The organism is Streptomyces griseoloalbus (assembly GCA_014650015.1).
GTDB classification, from domain to species: Bacteria; Actinomycetota; Actinomycetes; order Streptomycetales; family Streptomycetaceae; genus Streptomyces; species Streptomyces griseoloalbus.
The window spans coordinates 58,176-72,244 of sequence record BMUD01000004.1 but is presented as its reverse complement, the minus strand read 5'-3'; the positions used below and the strand labels follow the sequence as shown (position 1 = coordinate 72,244).

The window sequence follows — 14,069 nt, the reverse complement described above, 5'->3', positions numbered from 1 at the left end:
CGTGCCCCGGGAAGTCCGGGGCACCCGGAACGCCCGCATACGCCGCCGGTGATCCGACGGCCGGCGGAGGACGGCGCAGGGCTACGGGCAAGGGGCCGGCGGTGACGGTGCGTATCGGGGCCGAGGAAGAGTTCCACGTCGTGGACGTGCAGAGCGGCCGGCTCGTGCCCTGTGCCGGCCCCCTGCTCGAACGGCTCGGCGGATCCCGGTTCACCCGTGAGCTGCAGCAGTCGGTGGTGGAACACAACAGCCAGGTGCACGACACCCTCGACGCTCTCCACGCGGACCTGTCCGAAGCCCGGCGCCGGCTCGACTCGGCCGCCGCCCCGCTCGGCCTGGCGCCCGTGGCCGCGGGCACCGTCCCGCTGGCCGGCGTCACCTCCCGCGACGTCACTCCGGAACCCCGCTACCGGCACATGGCCGACGACTACCGCCGGGTCGCCGACGAACAGCTCATCTGCAGCGCGCAGATACACGTCGACGTACCGGACCGGGACACCGCGGTGCGCGCCATGTGCCCGCTGTCGCCCTGGCTGCCGCCGCTGCTGGCGCTGTCGGCCAGTTCACCGTTCTGGCTGGGCGCGGACACCGGGTACGCCAGCTGGCGCACCATGCTGTGGCAGCGCTGGCCGACCGCCGGCCCCGCCGGCTGCTACGGGAGCGCCGCCGAGTACGACGCCGCCGTGGACGACCTGATCGGCTCGGGCGTCATCACCGACACCGGGATGCTGTACCAGGACGTCCGGCCGTCGGCCCACCAGCGCACGCTGGAACTGCGCATCTGCGACGCGTGTCCGCGGGCCGAGACCGTGGTGCTGGTCGCCGGACTGTTCCGAGCGCTGGTCCGCGACGTCCGCGACCGTCTGGAGCGGGGGGAGAGGCCGCGGTGCGACGGACACCACGAGTGGCTGCGGGCCGCCGCCTGGCGCGCGGCGCGCTCCGGCCTCGAAGGAGAGCTCGTCGATCCACGGACCCGCCGCCCGGCCCCGGCCCCCGTGGTGCTGCGCGGGATGCTGCACCGGCTGCGCCCGGCGCTGGAGGCGTCCGGTGACTACGGCACCGTACACACGCTGCTCGAAGAGGTCCTCCTGACCGGGAGCGCGGCGCACCGGCTGCGGCGGGCCGCCCGGGACGAGGACCTGCGCGCGGGCATCGCCATGCTGGCCGCCGAGACCCGGGGCGGCCCTCCGGCGCCCGGCGCCCGCGCGCCCCGCCACCGGCGTCCCGTCACCCCACCGGGAACCGCCCGGGCCCACCCGGGAGTCCATACACCCGCGGCCCCCGGCACGGCGGGCTGATCGGGCTGCCGACCGCGGCACCGCGATGTCTGAGGTACCTGTCACACTTCAGTGGCGTGCGGGGGAGCGAAGCGGGTAGTCGCGCGGTGTGATCGGTGAGTGAGGGCGGACCGGATGGAACCAGTTCCAGTCGACGAGGGGGACACGGTGCCAGGCGCACCGCGGCTGCGGGCTTCGTACGCCCTGGAGGGTGACGGCGCCTGGATAGCCCAGGCCCGCCATCTCGCCGCCGAGTTCCTGGCCCGGGTGCGGTCGGAGGACGGCCTGCCGGTGTCGACACGAGCGCTGGAGGTCACCCAGCTCGTCGTCAGCGAGCTGGTCACCAACGCCCGTAAGTACGCGCCGGGTCCCGTCGGATTGGACCTGCGGGTCGCCGGCGACGCCGTCGAGATCGTCGTCCGGGACGGCAACCCCGCGCCACCGGTGGCCCGGGACGCGGACCCGGGCCGAGTGGGCCAGCACGGGCTGGAGATCGTGATGGCCGTCGCCCAGGCCCTGGACGTACGGCAGGAGTCGGCAGGCAAGAGCATCACCGCCCGAATCTCCCTGTCCGCCTGATTCTCCGGTCCGGGGAGGCGCCGGCTCACTCACCGTCCCCGGCTGCCCGGTGCCGGACCGGCAGGGGCTGTTCCGTCCAGATGACCTTGCCGTTCGCCGTGTACCGCGTGCCCCACCGTTCGGCGAACCGGGCGACGAGGAACAGGCCGCGTCCGCCCTCGTCCGTGGCGGCCGCCCGGCGCAGGTGCGGGGAGGTGCTGCTGCCGTCGGACACCTCGCAGATGAGGGCGCGGTCGCGGATGAGCCGTACGTGGATGGGCGGCGAGGCGTGCCGGATGGCGTTGGTGACCAGCTCGCTGATGATCAGCTCCGTGACGAAGGACTCCTCCTCCAGGCCCCAGCCGGCCATCGCCCGGGTGACCGCCGAGCGCACCCCGCCGACGGCGGACGGGTCGGAGGGGACGTCCCACGCGGCGGTGTGGTCGTCGCCCAGCGCGCGCGTACGGGCGATCAGCAGCGCGACGTCGTCGCGGGGACGCTCGGGCAGCAGCGCCCGCAGCACGGTGTCGCACGCCTCCTCCGGGGCACCGGCCGAGTCGGTCAGCGCCCGCCGCAGCAGTTCCAGTCCCTCGTCGATGTCGCGGTGGCGGTCCTCCACCAGCCCGTCGGTGTACAGCACCAGACTGCTGCCGGGCGGCAACCGCAGCTCGGCGGTCTCGAAGGGGAGACCGCCGAGACCGAGCGGTGGGCCGGCGGGTACGTCGATGAACTCGGCCCTCCCGTCCGGATGGACGACGGCCGGCGGGAGATGCCCGGCGCGGGCCAGGGTGCACCAGCGGGTCGACGGGTCGTAGACGACGTAGAGGCAGGTGGCTCCGGTCACCGGCGCGGTCTCGACCTCCCCGCTCTCGTCCTGGTCGATCCGGGTGACGAGGTCGTCCAGGTGCCACAGCAGTTCGTCGGGGGGCAGGTCGAGGGTGGAGAAGTTGTGCACCGCCGTACGCAGTCGTCCCATGGTGGCGGCGGCGTGCAGCCCGTGGCCGACCACGTCACCCACCACGAGCGCCACCCTGGCCCCGGGAAGCGGAATGACGTCGAACCAGTCGCCGCCGACCCCGCCGCGACCCGCCTGCGCGGGCAGATAGCGGTGGGCGACGTCGAGCGCGTTCTGCTGCGGCAGCGCGCGGGGGAGCAGGCTGCGTTGCAGCGTGGCCGCCATGGCGTGTTCGCGGGTGTAGCGACGTGCGTTGTCGATGCTCACCGCGGCGCGGGCCACCAGCTCCTCGCCGAGCGCCACGTCGTCCGCCTCGAACGGTTCGGGCTTGCGTGAGCGGTAGAACGAGGCGACGCCCAGGACGACACCGCGGGCGCGCAGCGGCACCGTGATCATCGAATGGGTACCGGACGCGACGACCTTCCGGGCCCGCTCGGGATCCGGCTCGTGCCAGCCGGCGAAGTCGGCCATGTCGGATTCCAGGACCGACTCGCCGGAACGGAAACCGGCGCCCTGGGGGGTGGCGGGGGAGAAGCGGATCAGCTCACCGAGCGGCAGGAACGGGGTGTCGTCCCGGATGCCGCTGAACGCGACCCGGCGCAGCACCGGGTCGCCCCGCGTGGGCTCCTCTCCGCTCAGTACGGGCTCGGCGAGATCGACGGCGACGTAGTCGGCGAACCGTGGCACGGCGAAGTCGGCCAGTTCCTGCGAGGTGTACACGACGTCGAGGCGGCTGCCGATGCGCAGGCCGGCGTCGTAGAGCAGCCGCAGACGCTGCCGGGCCACGTCGGCCCGGCCCGCGAGGGCCTGGAGCTCGGTGGTGTCCCGCAGTGTCACGACGGCGGGCCCGCCGTCCCGGCCGGTCGGACGCTGGCTCACGGCCAGGAGCCGGCCCCGGGCGGTGTACACCTCGTCGGTGGCCTCGCGTCCCTCGGCGAGCAGCCGGGCCAGGTCGGGGTCGACGCCGTTGGCGGTCGCGGTACGTCCCTCCGCGTCCGGGGGCAGGTCGAGCAGCCTGCGGGCCTCGTCGTTCGCCAGGGCCAGCCGGCCGTCACCGCCGACGATCAGTACGCCCTCGCGCACCGCGTGCAGCACGGCGTCGTGATGCTCGTACATACGGGTCATCTCGGCCGGTTCCAACCCGTGCGTCTGCTGCCGCAACCGCCTGCTGACCAGGCCCGTTCCCAGGACGGACAGACCGAGGGCGACGCCCGTGGCGCTGAGCAGGAGGGGCACCTGACGATTCGCGGTCTCCCTCACGCGGTCCAGTGTGATGCCGGCGGCGACCAGCCCGATCACGGTGCCGTCCGGGTCCTTGACCGGCACCACGGCCCGCGTGGACGGCCCCAGCGTGCCCGTGACGGTCTCCATGACGGTGCCACCGTGCGACGCGGGACCGATGGTGCCGATGTAGCGCCGGCCGATCTGAGCCGGATCGGGGTGGGTGTAGCGGGTGCCCCGCGGGGTCATCACGACGATGAAGTCCACCCCCGACGCCCTGCGCGCCGCCTCGGCCCGCGGTTGCAGCACCGCGCTGGGATCCTCACCCCTCAGCGCGGTCCGGACGCCCGGCGCCTGGGAGAAGGACTGCGCCACGGCGAGGGCCCGGTTACGGGCCTCGCGCTCGGTGTCGGCGCGCGCCTGCAGCACCAGGGCCGCCGCGGCGGCGAGAGCGAGGAGGAGCACGATCACCACTTGCAGGGCGAACACCTGGTGGGCGACGGGGCGCGTGGTCACCACCGGGCGGAGGCGGCCGAGGAAACCGGCCATGACACTTTTCTAGCATCGCCGCTCGGACGTGCGCGAACGGTCGCAACGGCCGCCCCGGCGGCCACGCGCGCCGCCGGTCCCGCGCGGCCTGCGGTCCGCGTACCCGATGGACCAGCGCACTCGACCGGTCGCCACTGGGCGGTTCGAGGGACAGGCCGTACCCGGTGGAGGCGCGCCGACTGCCGGGCGAGCCGTTCGGCCCGCTCGTCGGAGCCTTTGTCGCGAGCCGTACCGCCCCGGGCAGCGGGGGACATCGGCAGGGACGGGTGGTCGCGGTGGCGCGCCGTCGAGTCCACCGCGACGGGCGCGGCGGCGGGCACATCCGTGTCTCCGGGCAGGGACAGCACGGCCGCCTCACGCCGGCACGGCGCCGGACTGTCCAGCCCCTGCCGGCCGGCGGCCGGGCGGGCGGAACAATGATGTTCGCGACGGGGTTCTCACTGATGAACGCCGCAGGACACCTGGGAGAAGGGCGAGACGAGATGACGAGGACCGAGGCGAGGGCGCTGCTCGCGGGCGGCTGCTTCTGGGGCATGCAGGAGCTGATCCGGACGTTCCCGGGCGTGCTGACCACGCGGGTGGGGTACAGCGGCGGTGACGTGTCCCACGCGACCTACCGCGACCACGGGACCCACGCCGAGTCGATCGAGATCACCTACGACCCCGCCGTGACCGACTACCGGACGATCCTGGAGTACTTCTTCCAGATCCACGACCCGACCACGAAGAACCGGCAGGGCAACGACATCGGGCTGAGCTACCGCTCCGCCATCTTCTACCTCGACGACGAGCAGAAGCGCGTCGCCGAGGACACGATCGCCGACGTCAACGCGTCCGGGCTGTGGCCGGGCGAGGTGGTGACCGAGGTCGCACCGGCCGGGCCCTTCTGGGAGGCCGAGCCGGAGCACCAGGACTACCTCCAGCGCTACCCGGACGGCTACACCTGCCACTTCGTGCGCCCCGGCTGGCGTCTGCCGAAGCGCGCGCAGGCCTGACCCGGCGCCCCGCTTTGCCCCCGGCCCACCCGGGCCGGGGGCAAAGCGGGCGTCGGTCAGCCGAACTGGCCGGGCTGGTAGTCGCCCGCCGGCTGCTGGTTGATGACGTTGACGCGGTTGTAGGCGTTGGTGACGGCGATCAGGGAGATCAGGGCGATGAGCTGGTCCTCGTCGTAGTGCTTGGCGGCGTCGGCCCAGGCCTCGTCACTCACGCCGCCGGCCGCGTCGGCGATCCGGGTGCCCTGCTCCGTCAGCTCCAGCGCGGCGCGCTCCGCCTCGGTGAAGACCGTGGCCTCCCGCCAGGCGGCGACCAGATGGAGGCGGACCGAGGTCTCCCCGGCGGCGGCCGCGTCCTTGGTGTGCATGTCGGTGCAGAAACCGCAGCCGTTGATCTGGCTGGCACGGATCTTCACCAGCTCCTGCGTGGTGGCCGGCAGCCCGGAGTCCGTCACCGCCTTGCCCGCCGAGTTGATGTGCTTGAACACCTTGGCCGCGAGGGGGTTGCCGAACAGGTTGACACGCGCGTTCATGAGGATCTCCTTGGTCATCTGTGCGGGTTGCACAGCACTGACGGACCGGCTCCCCGATGTGTGACAGCGATGCGAGTGTGACGTACGTCTCTCTGTCGGACGGGGCTGTGCGCCGTGTCGCTCGCGGGGCGCCGGACGACCGATAACCTGGCCGTGTGAACGGGGAGCGGAGCGTCGGTGAGTGAGCGTCGGGAACGCGATTGGACGGACATGACGCCCGGTGATTTCGACCGCGAGGCCCCGCTGTGCCTCAACGTGGGCACCGGCCCCGTCGTGGTGCCGGCCGAGCCGGACGAGTATGGCACGGCGCCGCTGTTCGGTGAGGAGAGCCCGGTGCGGACCCCCGGCCCGCGCCGTGCCCCGCGCCGGACCGCCCCCGCGGAGCAGGGGCAGTTGTTCTGATTCCGGCGCGGGGCTCTGTCACGCTCAGGGGAACTGGGTGACCTTGGACGGGATGGTGTCCGTCCCCGACGTGGGGGAGCCCGTGTCGTTGATGACGTGGCGGTACTGCCCCTTGCCGCCGAGCGAGATCACCTGCAGGTGCCGCATCCTGATGCCGGGCTTCACCGGCACCTGGAACCCGTGGTGCTGCACGATGGTGTCGTCGGACGTGTAGTTGCAGTAGCTGCCGAGCGCCCAGGCCTCGTGTTCGTTCACCGAGTCGGCGACCTTGTAGGCCGCGTATCCGACGATGCCGTCATGGGTGATGGCGGCCTCGTCGGGGGCGTCGTACGCCTTCTCGTTCTGGAAGAAGATCGTGCGGCCGCGTTCACCGCTCCAGACCACGTCGTACTTGTTGAAGTGCTCGACGAACAGGCCCGTGGTGAGCACGTCGTCGCCGTTGACGCGCAGGCCGTAGTCGGCGCGGTTGGTCTCCCAGCCCACGCCCTCGCCGTGGTCGGCGCGCCAGATCCAGGTGTGGTCGATGAGCACGTCGTCGCTGTTGACCACGACCGAGTCGGTGGCCAGGCCGGGGCCCGCCCCGCCGATGCGGATGAAGACGTCCTGCATGGTGGTCGGGTTGGCGGAGTGGTCGGCGGACGCGCCGGCCGGGCCGATGCGCAGCAGCGTGTCCGAGTTCTGCGGTCCCGCGTCGATCAGGAATCCGGCGAGCCGGACACCGTCGACGTCGGCCACGTGCATGGCGTCGATGCCACCGTCCGGGATGATCGTGGCCAGACCGAGGCCGAGCACCACGGTGTCGGCCCGGTCGACCTCGATGGTCCGGTCGATGTGGTACACGCCGGGCGTGAACAGCAGGTTGAGGCCCTGGTCGAGCGCGGCGTTGATGGTCGCGGCCGTGGCGCCGGGCTTGACCACGTAGAACCGGTCGAGCGGCAGCGAGGTGCCGCCCGTGTTGGCGGGCCAGGACACGCCGCGGGAGTGGGTGCGCTTGGCGGGCACGAACACCTTGTAGTCGTTGCCGTCCAGGTAGAGGAACGGCTTCTCACGGGAGATCGGTGTCGTGTCGAACGTGGTGTACGGGCCGGTCTCGAAGTTGGTCGCCGGAGCGCCCTGGACGCCCGTGAACGTCATGTTCCACACGCCGTTGGTCCAGCCGCCGACCGAACTGTCACGGGTGTACCACTGCTGCTGGGAGTACGGACCGACGGTGCCGTCGATCTTCGAGTCGGCGATGTACCCGCCGGAGGCCCAGCCATAGCCGCTCGGGGCGAGGTTGAGGCCGCCCTTGACGTGGATCCGGCGGAACGGAGCGGCCTGTGCGACCGCCCACCGGTCGGTGCCGTTGACGGGGTTGAGGGCGAGGTTCTCCGCCGAACGCCAGAAGTTCTGTGTGGCGTTGCCGTTGAACCAGCCGGCGTCCACGGTGATGTCGCCGTTGATCTGGACGTCGTCGGGGTTGAGGCCCAGCCCGGAGACGGAGGTGTAGAAGCCGAGTTGGGCGTTGATGTTGTCGTACGTGCCCGGCTTCAGCAGGAACTGGTAGCGCCCGCTGCCGAACTGGGCCGTCTCCTGCCGGGCGAAGACCTGGTCGAACTTCTGCTGGAGGCCCGGAGTCGACGGGTCCACGACGATGACGTTCGGCCCCAGGTCGCCGCCGCCCTCGATCGGACCGGTGCCGCCCGAGGTGGTGTGCACGGCGACCTCCCACAGGGAGTAGCCGTAGCTCGTGGCGCGGGCCGTGCCGAGGACGCGGACGTACCGGCCCGAGCCGGCCACCTCGTAGGAGGCCCGGCCGCCGGTCGCGCCGGTGACGGACTCGAGCGTGGTCCAGTTTTGGCCGTCGGTGGAGGCCTCGATCCGGAAGTCCTTGGCGTAGGCGGCCTCCCAGTTCAGGTCCACCTCGCACAGTTCCTGCACCGTGCCCAGGTCGACCCGCACCCACTGCGGGTCCGAGGCCTGACTCGACCAGCGGGTGCCGGTGTCACCGTCGAAGGCGGCGGAGGCGGGGGTGCCCGCGTTCTCCGTGGAGGACGCGGAAGCGGGCTTGCCCTGGGCGGAGTCGGCCGTGCCGCAGGCGGCGGGCGGGTTGCCCCCGCTGGTGCCGAAGACCTGGAACTCCCACAGGGAGTAGCCCCATGCGGTGGCCCGGTCCACGCCCTGCATCCGGACGTAGCGGGCCTGCCCCGACACGTCCACCGTGTCGACGCCGCCGTCGCTCCCGGTCACGGTCCTGGCGTCGGCCCAGCTGCTGCCGTCCTGCGAGAGCTGGATCTTGTAGTCCTTGCCGAAGGCGGCCTCCCAGTCGAGGACGACCCGGGAGACGGACGCCGTGGCGCCGAGGTCGACCTGCACCCACTGGTCGTCGCTCGCGGCCGACGACCACCGGGTGCCCGTGTCGCCGTCCACGGCGCTGCTCGCGGGCGTTGCGGCGTTCTCGGTCGACGAGGCGGTGGCCGGCCGGCCCTGGGACAAGGGGGTTTCGGCCGCCGTGGCCGGGGTCTGGGCGGAGGGCAGGGTGACGAGCGCCGCCGTGGCGGCGAACGCCGCGACCGAGGCTCCGCGTCTGAGGCGACCCCACTGCTTCATGTGTCTCATGCGTCAGCTTTCTGCTGGTGCGGTCGGGATGCGGGCGAGCCCGCGGGCGCGCAGGCCGAGCTGTCCGCGCGGCGGGTGGTGCGAGGGCACGGCTCTCTGTGCGTGAGGGCATGCCGGACGGCGTACACGGCTGCGCGCGTGCTTAGTTCAGGGTTTGATTTAAGTGGTGAGACATTGTGCGGGCAAGCCCCTGGACGTAAATGGGTGAGCGAGTGTCCGTCGCCGGGCGGCGCCCCGGGCCACATCTCCATGCCTTGTCTCGCGGACGACGGGTACGCGGGCGGGGTGGTCGGATCCGGCGGGGAAGGGCGGGGTGAGGGGGGCGGGTGTGTGCCGGTGTCTCCAGGCGCGGGGACGGGTGCTTCGCGGTGAGGGCTGTGGGGCGAGGGGGTCACCCCATCGCGGCGTGCCCGCTGCGGGGTCGGTCCCGCCGTGAGACGTTGGCCGCACCTGATGTCCTTTTTCAAGCACTTTGTTCCATCGGATCGCCCGCAGTCGGCAACTGAACGCACGGCCACCCGTCCGTGGCCGGTCTGAAGCGGAGGAGTGTCACCTTATGAGCGAGGCCAATCCCGTCAAGCGGGCAGCGAAGAAGATCACCGAGAGCCTGCAGGGCGACGGCTCGGCCCCGGCCGACGGAATTCCCGGACGCCCGGCCCCCGAGCCGCCGTCCGCGGCCGAGCCGACCGAGCCGCGCGAGCCGCTGCCGGCGAAGCCGGACCAGAGCGGCCCGGACACCGTGTCGCCCACCGGCCAGCCCACCGGAGCCGACCAGGCCAGGGTGGCGCAGTCCGGGAGCTATCTGACGAACGCGCAGGGCACACGGCTGTACGACACCGACCACTCGCTCAAGGCGGGTCCGCGGGGCCCCGTACTGCTCCAGGACCACCACCTGCGCGAGAAGGTCATGCACTTCGACCACGAGCGCATCCCGGAGCGCGTGGTCCATGCCCGCGGCGCGGGCGCGCACGGGGTCTTCCAGAGCTACGGCTCGGCGGCCTCCGTGACCAAGGCGGGGTTCCTCGCCCCGGACGTCGAAACGCCGGTGTTCGTGCGGTTCTCCACGGTGGTCGGCTCACGGGGGTCCGCGGACACCGTGCGCGACACCCGCGGCTTCGCGACGAAGTTCTACACCAGCGAGGGCGTCTTCGACCTGGTCGGCAACAACATCCCGGTCTTCTTCATCCAGGACGCCATCAAGTTCCCCGACGTCGTCCACGCCGCGAAGCCGCACCCCGACCGCGAGATCCCGCAGGCGCAGAGCGCCCACGACACGTTCTGGGACTTCGTCTCGCTGCACACCGAGGCGACCCACCACACGATCTTCTTCATGGGCGACCGCGGCATCCCGCGCAGCTACCGGATGATGGAGGGCTTCGGCGTCCACACCTTCCGCCTCGTCAACGCAGAGGGCGGCACGACGCTGGTCAAGTTCCACTGGAAGCCGAAGCTGGGCGTGCACTCCCTGGTGTGGGACGAGGCGCAGACGATCAACGGCGTCGACCCGGACTTCCACCGCCGGGACCTCGCCGACGCCATCGAGGCGGGCGCCTACCCGCAGTGGGAGCTGGGCATCCAGACCTTCCCCGACACCCCGGAGCAGACCTTCGAGGGCATCGACCTGCTGGACCCGACGAACATCGTCCCCGAGGAGCTCGCCCCGGTGCAGCCGATCGGGCTGATGACCCTCAACCGCAACCCGTCCAACTTCTTCGCCGAGACGGAGCAGGTCGCCTTCCACGTCGGTCACCTCGTCCCCGGTATCGACATCACCGACGATCCGCTGCTCGCGGGACGGCTGTTCTCGTACCTGGACACGCAGATCACGCGCCTGGGCGGCCCCAACTTCCCGCAACTGCCGATCAACCGGCCGCAGGCACCGGTCAACGACATGCTGCGCGACGGCATGCACCAGACGGCCGTGCACCGGGGCGTGGCCCCCTACCGGCCCAACTCCCTCGACGGCGGCTGCCCGTTCACCGCGGGCGCGGACACGAGTGCGTTCATCGAGGCGCCGGTGCGCATCCCGGAGGCGTCGAAGGTGCGCGAGGCGCCGGAGTCGTTCGCGGACCACTTCAGCCAGCCCCGCCGGTTCTGGCTGAGCATGAGCCCCGTGGAGCGCGAGCACATCATCGGCGCCTACACCTTCGAACTGGGCAAGTGCTACGAACAGGCCATCAGGGAACGGACGCTGCGGGTCCTGGCCAACATCGACCCCGAGCTGTGCGCCGGTGTAGCCGAGGGCCTCGGCCTGCCCGCGCCGGAGCCCACGGTGCCGCTCGCCGACGTCGCACCGAGCCCGGCTCTCTCGCAGATCGGGGGGACCTGGCCGGTGGACGGTCGCGTCATCGGCATCGTCGTCGGCCCGGACGGCGACCTCGACGGCGTTCACGCGGTACGCGAGGCGGTGCTCGAGGCGGGGATGGTCCCGCTGGTGGTGGCGCCGACCGGCGGTTCACTCGGCTCGGGCGGCTCGGCCCTGACGGTCCAGCGCAGCTACGTCACCGCGCGTTCCATCGAATTCGACGCCGTGCTGCTGGCCGGGGCGCCGGCCGTGGGCAGCGACACCACGGGCGCGCGCGACGGCAAGGGCGCTCCCTTGGGGGCACAGCGCACGGCTGCCGACCCGCGGATCGGGCTGCTGCTGACCGAGGCGTTCCGGCACGGCAAGGCGATCGGCGCCTGGGCGGGTGGCGAGGCGGCCCTCGAAGCGGCCGGCGTCCCCACCGACGCACCCGGCGTCGTCGTCGCCGACTCGGGCTCCGCCGCCCTGGAACAGCTGCGCGAGCTGCTGGGCTCGCACCGCGTCTGGGAACGGTTCACCACCGGGTCCTGATACCCCCGGCCCGCCGCCGCCCGAGCGGTCGGCGGCGGGCCGCCGCGGGGTGTGGGCCCGTCCCTGAGCGGTCCGGGCGACCTTGGGCGGGGCTGCTCCGGGCGGTCCGCGCCCCCTGAACGCCGCTCCGGGGGTGGGGGCCCGTTCCTGAGCGGTCCGGGCGACCTTGGGCGGGGCTGCTCCGGGCGGTCCGCGCCCCCTGAACGCCGCTCCGGGGGTGGGGGCCCGTTCCTGAGCGGTCCGGGCGACCTTGGGCGGGGCTGCTCCGGGCGGTCCGCGCCCCCTGAACGCCGCTCCGGGGGTGGGGGCCCGTCCCTGAGCGGTCCGGGCGACCTCGGGCGGGGCTGCTCCGGGCGTGGGCCCGTCCCTCAGCGGTCCGGGCGAGCCTGGGCGGGAGCTGCTCCGAGTGGACCCGTGCCCGTGCCCGTGAGCGCTGGCTGCTTCGGAGCGCGGGCCGACCTGAGCGGGGGCTGCTTCGGAGTGGCTCGGCCGCCCCGAGCGCGGGGCGCGCACCGCGTGGTTTCGGCGGACCGGGCGCCGTCGGCGAGGTGCCCGGTGCGCGGCGTGCGCAGCGACGCCGCTCCGGCTTCGGCTTCGGCTTCGGCCTCGGTTCCGGCTTCGGCTCCGGCTTCGGTTCCGGCCTCGGTTCCGGTTCCGGTTCCGGTTCCGGCTTCGGTTCCGGTCTCGGTTCCGGTTCCGGTTCCGGCCTCGGTTCCGGTTCCGGCCTCGGCCTCGTGCCTCCGCCCGGGAGAGCCCGCCGCCGAGCGGCGACACCGCAGCTCTCCTCCCCACCGCCGTACAGTGGAGGGGACGGCCCGTGTCCCGCCGGTTCCCCGAACCCGGCCGGCGGGCATTCCGTACCGCCTCCCCGTCCGAGAAGCCGACGAGCACATGCACCCCCACCGCACCCCACCCGCCGGTTCCCAGGAACCGCTCTTCGGACTCGACGCGATGCCGTCGGCCCCGCCGGCTGAGCCGGCTCCGCCCGGCGGCGCCTTCCGGGACTCCGCGCAGGCGCGCCGGCTCCTCGCGATCCGGGAGATCCACGCCGAACCGGCCGCCGCCGCCTCCCCGCGAGGCCGGCAGATCCTCGCCCGCTTCCCCGAGGCCCGGCTGATCGAGGTGGCCTCCCACTGGCGCATCCCCGAACTGCACGGCAACGAGGGCAGCGCCGACCGCTGGATGCGGATCAAGCGCGAGACCCTGGTGCTGGGGGTGAAGAAGACACTCACCACGCGCCCCAACGGCCGCTCCGCCGACTGGATCGCTCCCGGTCCGTCCAACGGCTGCGCCCTGTCCTGCGTGTACTGCTACGTGCCCCGCCGCAAGGGCTTCGCCAACCCGATCACCGTCTTCACCAACATCGACCGCATCATCACCCACCTCGGACGTCACATCGCCGCCCAGGGCCCCAAGCAGGAGCCCAACCAGTGCGACCCCGAGGCGTGGGTGTACGACATCGGGGAGAACGGCGACTGCTCCGTCGACGCGCTGATCTGCGACAACACCGCCGACCTGGTGCGCGCCTTCCGCGACTGGCCCACCGCCAAGGCGTCCTTCGCGACCAAGTTCGTCAACCCCGATCTACTGGAGCTCGACCCGCGCGGCCGTACCCGCATCCGCTTCTCGCTGATGCCGGCCGACGACTCCCGCCTGCTGGACCTGCGCACCAGCCCCGTCGACCGGCGGATCGCCGCCGCCCAGGACTTCCTCGACGCCGGGTACGAGGTGCACTTCAACCTCTCGCCCGTCGTCCTGCGCCCCGGCTGGCAGGACGCCTGGGCCGAGCTGCTGCGGCAGCTGGACGACGTACTGCCGCAGCGGGTCAAACAGCAGGCGCTGGCCGAGGTCATCATGCTCACGCACAACGCGGACCTGCACGAGGTCAACCTCCGCTGGCATCCGCGCGGCGAGGACGTACTGTGGCAGCCCGCCACGCAGCAGACCAAGCGCTCCGAGAACGGCGCCCTCAACCTCCGCTACCGCACCGGCATCAAGCGCCAAGCGCTCACGGACCTGCGCGAGTTGGTCGCCCGCCACACACCCTGGCTCGGCATTCGCTACGCCTTCTGACGCGCCGACGGACTTTCTGCGGTTTCGTCGCAGGTCACCGGCCGATAACGCGAATTAAGGGTAGGCTAACCTTGC

Annotated in this window: 9 protein-coding genes; 6 read left to right on the top strand and 3 right to left on the bottom strand. The window is 72.4% G+C overall.

Annotated features, from left to right (window positions below; all coding sequences use genetic code 11):
* The first annotated feature begins 101 nt into the window (after nt 1–101).
* Both IE178_RS07450 and IE178_RS07445 read left to right on the top strand, forming a co-directional pair.
* A complete protein-coding gene (locus tag IE178_RS07450) occupies nt 102–1,298 on the top strand; it encodes a carboxylate-amine ligase (protein WP_193511684.1) in 1,197 nt (398 codons plus the stop codon).
* A gap of 114 nt (nt 1,299–1,412) precedes the next feature.
* Nucleotides 1,413–1,856 carry an ATP-binding protein gene (locus tag IE178_RS07445; protein WP_193511683.1) on the top strand — a complete coding sequence of 148 codons (444 nt, stop codon included), beginning with the start codon at nt 1,413–1,415 and terminating at the stop codon, nt 1,854–1,856.
* 25 nt (nt 1,857–1,881) lie between these two features.
* On the opposite strand, the gene IE178_RS07440 is transcribed toward IE178_RS07445, so the two are convergent.
* Nucleotides 1,882–4,560, bottom strand: coding sequence for a SpoIIE family protein phosphatase (locus IE178_RS07440; RefSeq protein ID WP_193511682.1), 2,679 nt, complete (start codon nt 4,558–4,560; stop codon nt 1,882–1,884).
* Between the two features lie 482 nt (nt 4,561–5,042).
* On the opposite strand from IE178_RS07440, the gene msrA reads away from it, so the two are divergent.
* Nucleotides 5,043–5,555 (top strand): peptide-methionine (S)-S-oxide reductase MsrA, encoded by a 513-nt coding sequence (gene msrA, locus IE178_RS07435; protein ID WP_184762787.1) that lies wholly within the window; start codon nt 5,043–5,045, stop codon nt 5,553–5,555.
* Nucleotides 5,556–5,611: 56 nt separating this feature from the next.
* On the opposite strand, the gene IE178_RS07430 is transcribed toward msrA, so the two are convergent.
* A complete protein-coding gene (locus IE178_RS07430) occupies nt 5,612–6,085 on the bottom strand; it encodes a carboxymuconolactone decarboxylase family protein (RefSeq protein ID WP_184762788.1) in 474 nt (157 codons plus the stop codon).
* 177 nt (nt 6,086–6,262) lie between these two features.
* On the opposite strand from IE178_RS07430, the gene IE178_RS07425 reads away from it, so the two are divergent.
* A complete protein-coding gene (locus IE178_RS07425) occupies nt 6,263–6,487 on the top strand; it encodes a hypothetical protein (RefSeq protein WP_184762789.1) in 225 nt (74 codons plus the stop codon).
* A gap of 24 nt (nt 6,488–6,511) precedes the next feature.
* On the opposite strand, the gene IE178_RS07420 is transcribed toward IE178_RS07425, so the two are convergent.
* Nucleotides 6,512–9,085 carry a discoidin domain-containing protein gene (locus IE178_RS07420; RefSeq protein WP_438874353.1) on the bottom strand — a complete coding sequence of 858 codons (2,574 nt, stop codon included), beginning with the start codon at nt 9,083–9,085 and terminating at the stop codon, nt 6,512–6,514.
* A gap of 556 nt (nt 9,086–9,641) precedes the next feature.
* Here IE178_RS07420 and IE178_RS07415 point away from each other — a divergent pair.
* Nucleotides 9,642–11,921: a catalase gene (locus IE178_RS07415; protein ID WP_193511681.1), complete on the top strand. Its 2,280-nt coding sequence runs from the start codon at nt 9,642–9,644 to the stop codon at nt 11,919–11,921.
* Nucleotides 11,922–12,812: 891 nt separating this feature from the next.
* Entirely contained in the window at nt 12,813–13,994 is a 1,182-nt protein-coding gene (locus tag IE178_RS07410) for a spore photoproduct lyase family protein (RefSeq protein ID WP_193511680.1), read from the top strand.
* Nucleotides 13,995–14,069 lie beyond the last annotated feature (75 nt).

Excerpts from the sequence above, each read along its gene's own strand:
- IE178_RS07440 (WP_193511682.1), bottom strand. The coding sequence starts at position 4,560 with ATGGCCGGTTTCCTCGGCCGCCTCCGCCCGGTGGTGACCACGCGCCCC.
- msrA (WP_184762787.1), top strand. The coding sequence starts at position 5,043 with ATGACGAGGACCGAGGCGAGGGCGCTGCTCGCGGGCGGCTGCTTCTGG.
- IE178_RS07420 (WP_438874353.1), bottom strand. The coding sequence starts at position 9,085 with ATGAGACACATGAAGCAGTGGGGTCGCCTCAGACGCGGAGCCTCGGTC.
- IE178_RS07430 (WP_184762788.1), bottom strand. The coding sequence starts at position 6,085 with ATGAACGCGCGTGTCAACCTGTTCGGCAACCCCCTCGCGGCCAAGGTG.
- IE178_RS07445 (WP_193511683.1), top strand. The coding sequence starts at position 1,413 with ATGGAACCAGTTCCAGTCGACGAGGGGGACACGGTGCCAGGCGCACCG.
- IE178_RS07410 (WP_193511680.1), top strand. The coding sequence starts at position 12,813 with ATGCACCCCCACCGCACCCCACCCGCCGGTTCCCAGGAACCGCTCTTC.
- IE178_RS07415 (WP_193511681.1), top strand. The coding sequence starts at position 9,642 with ATGAGCGAGGCCAATCCCGTCAAGCGGGCAGCGAAGAAGATCACCGAG.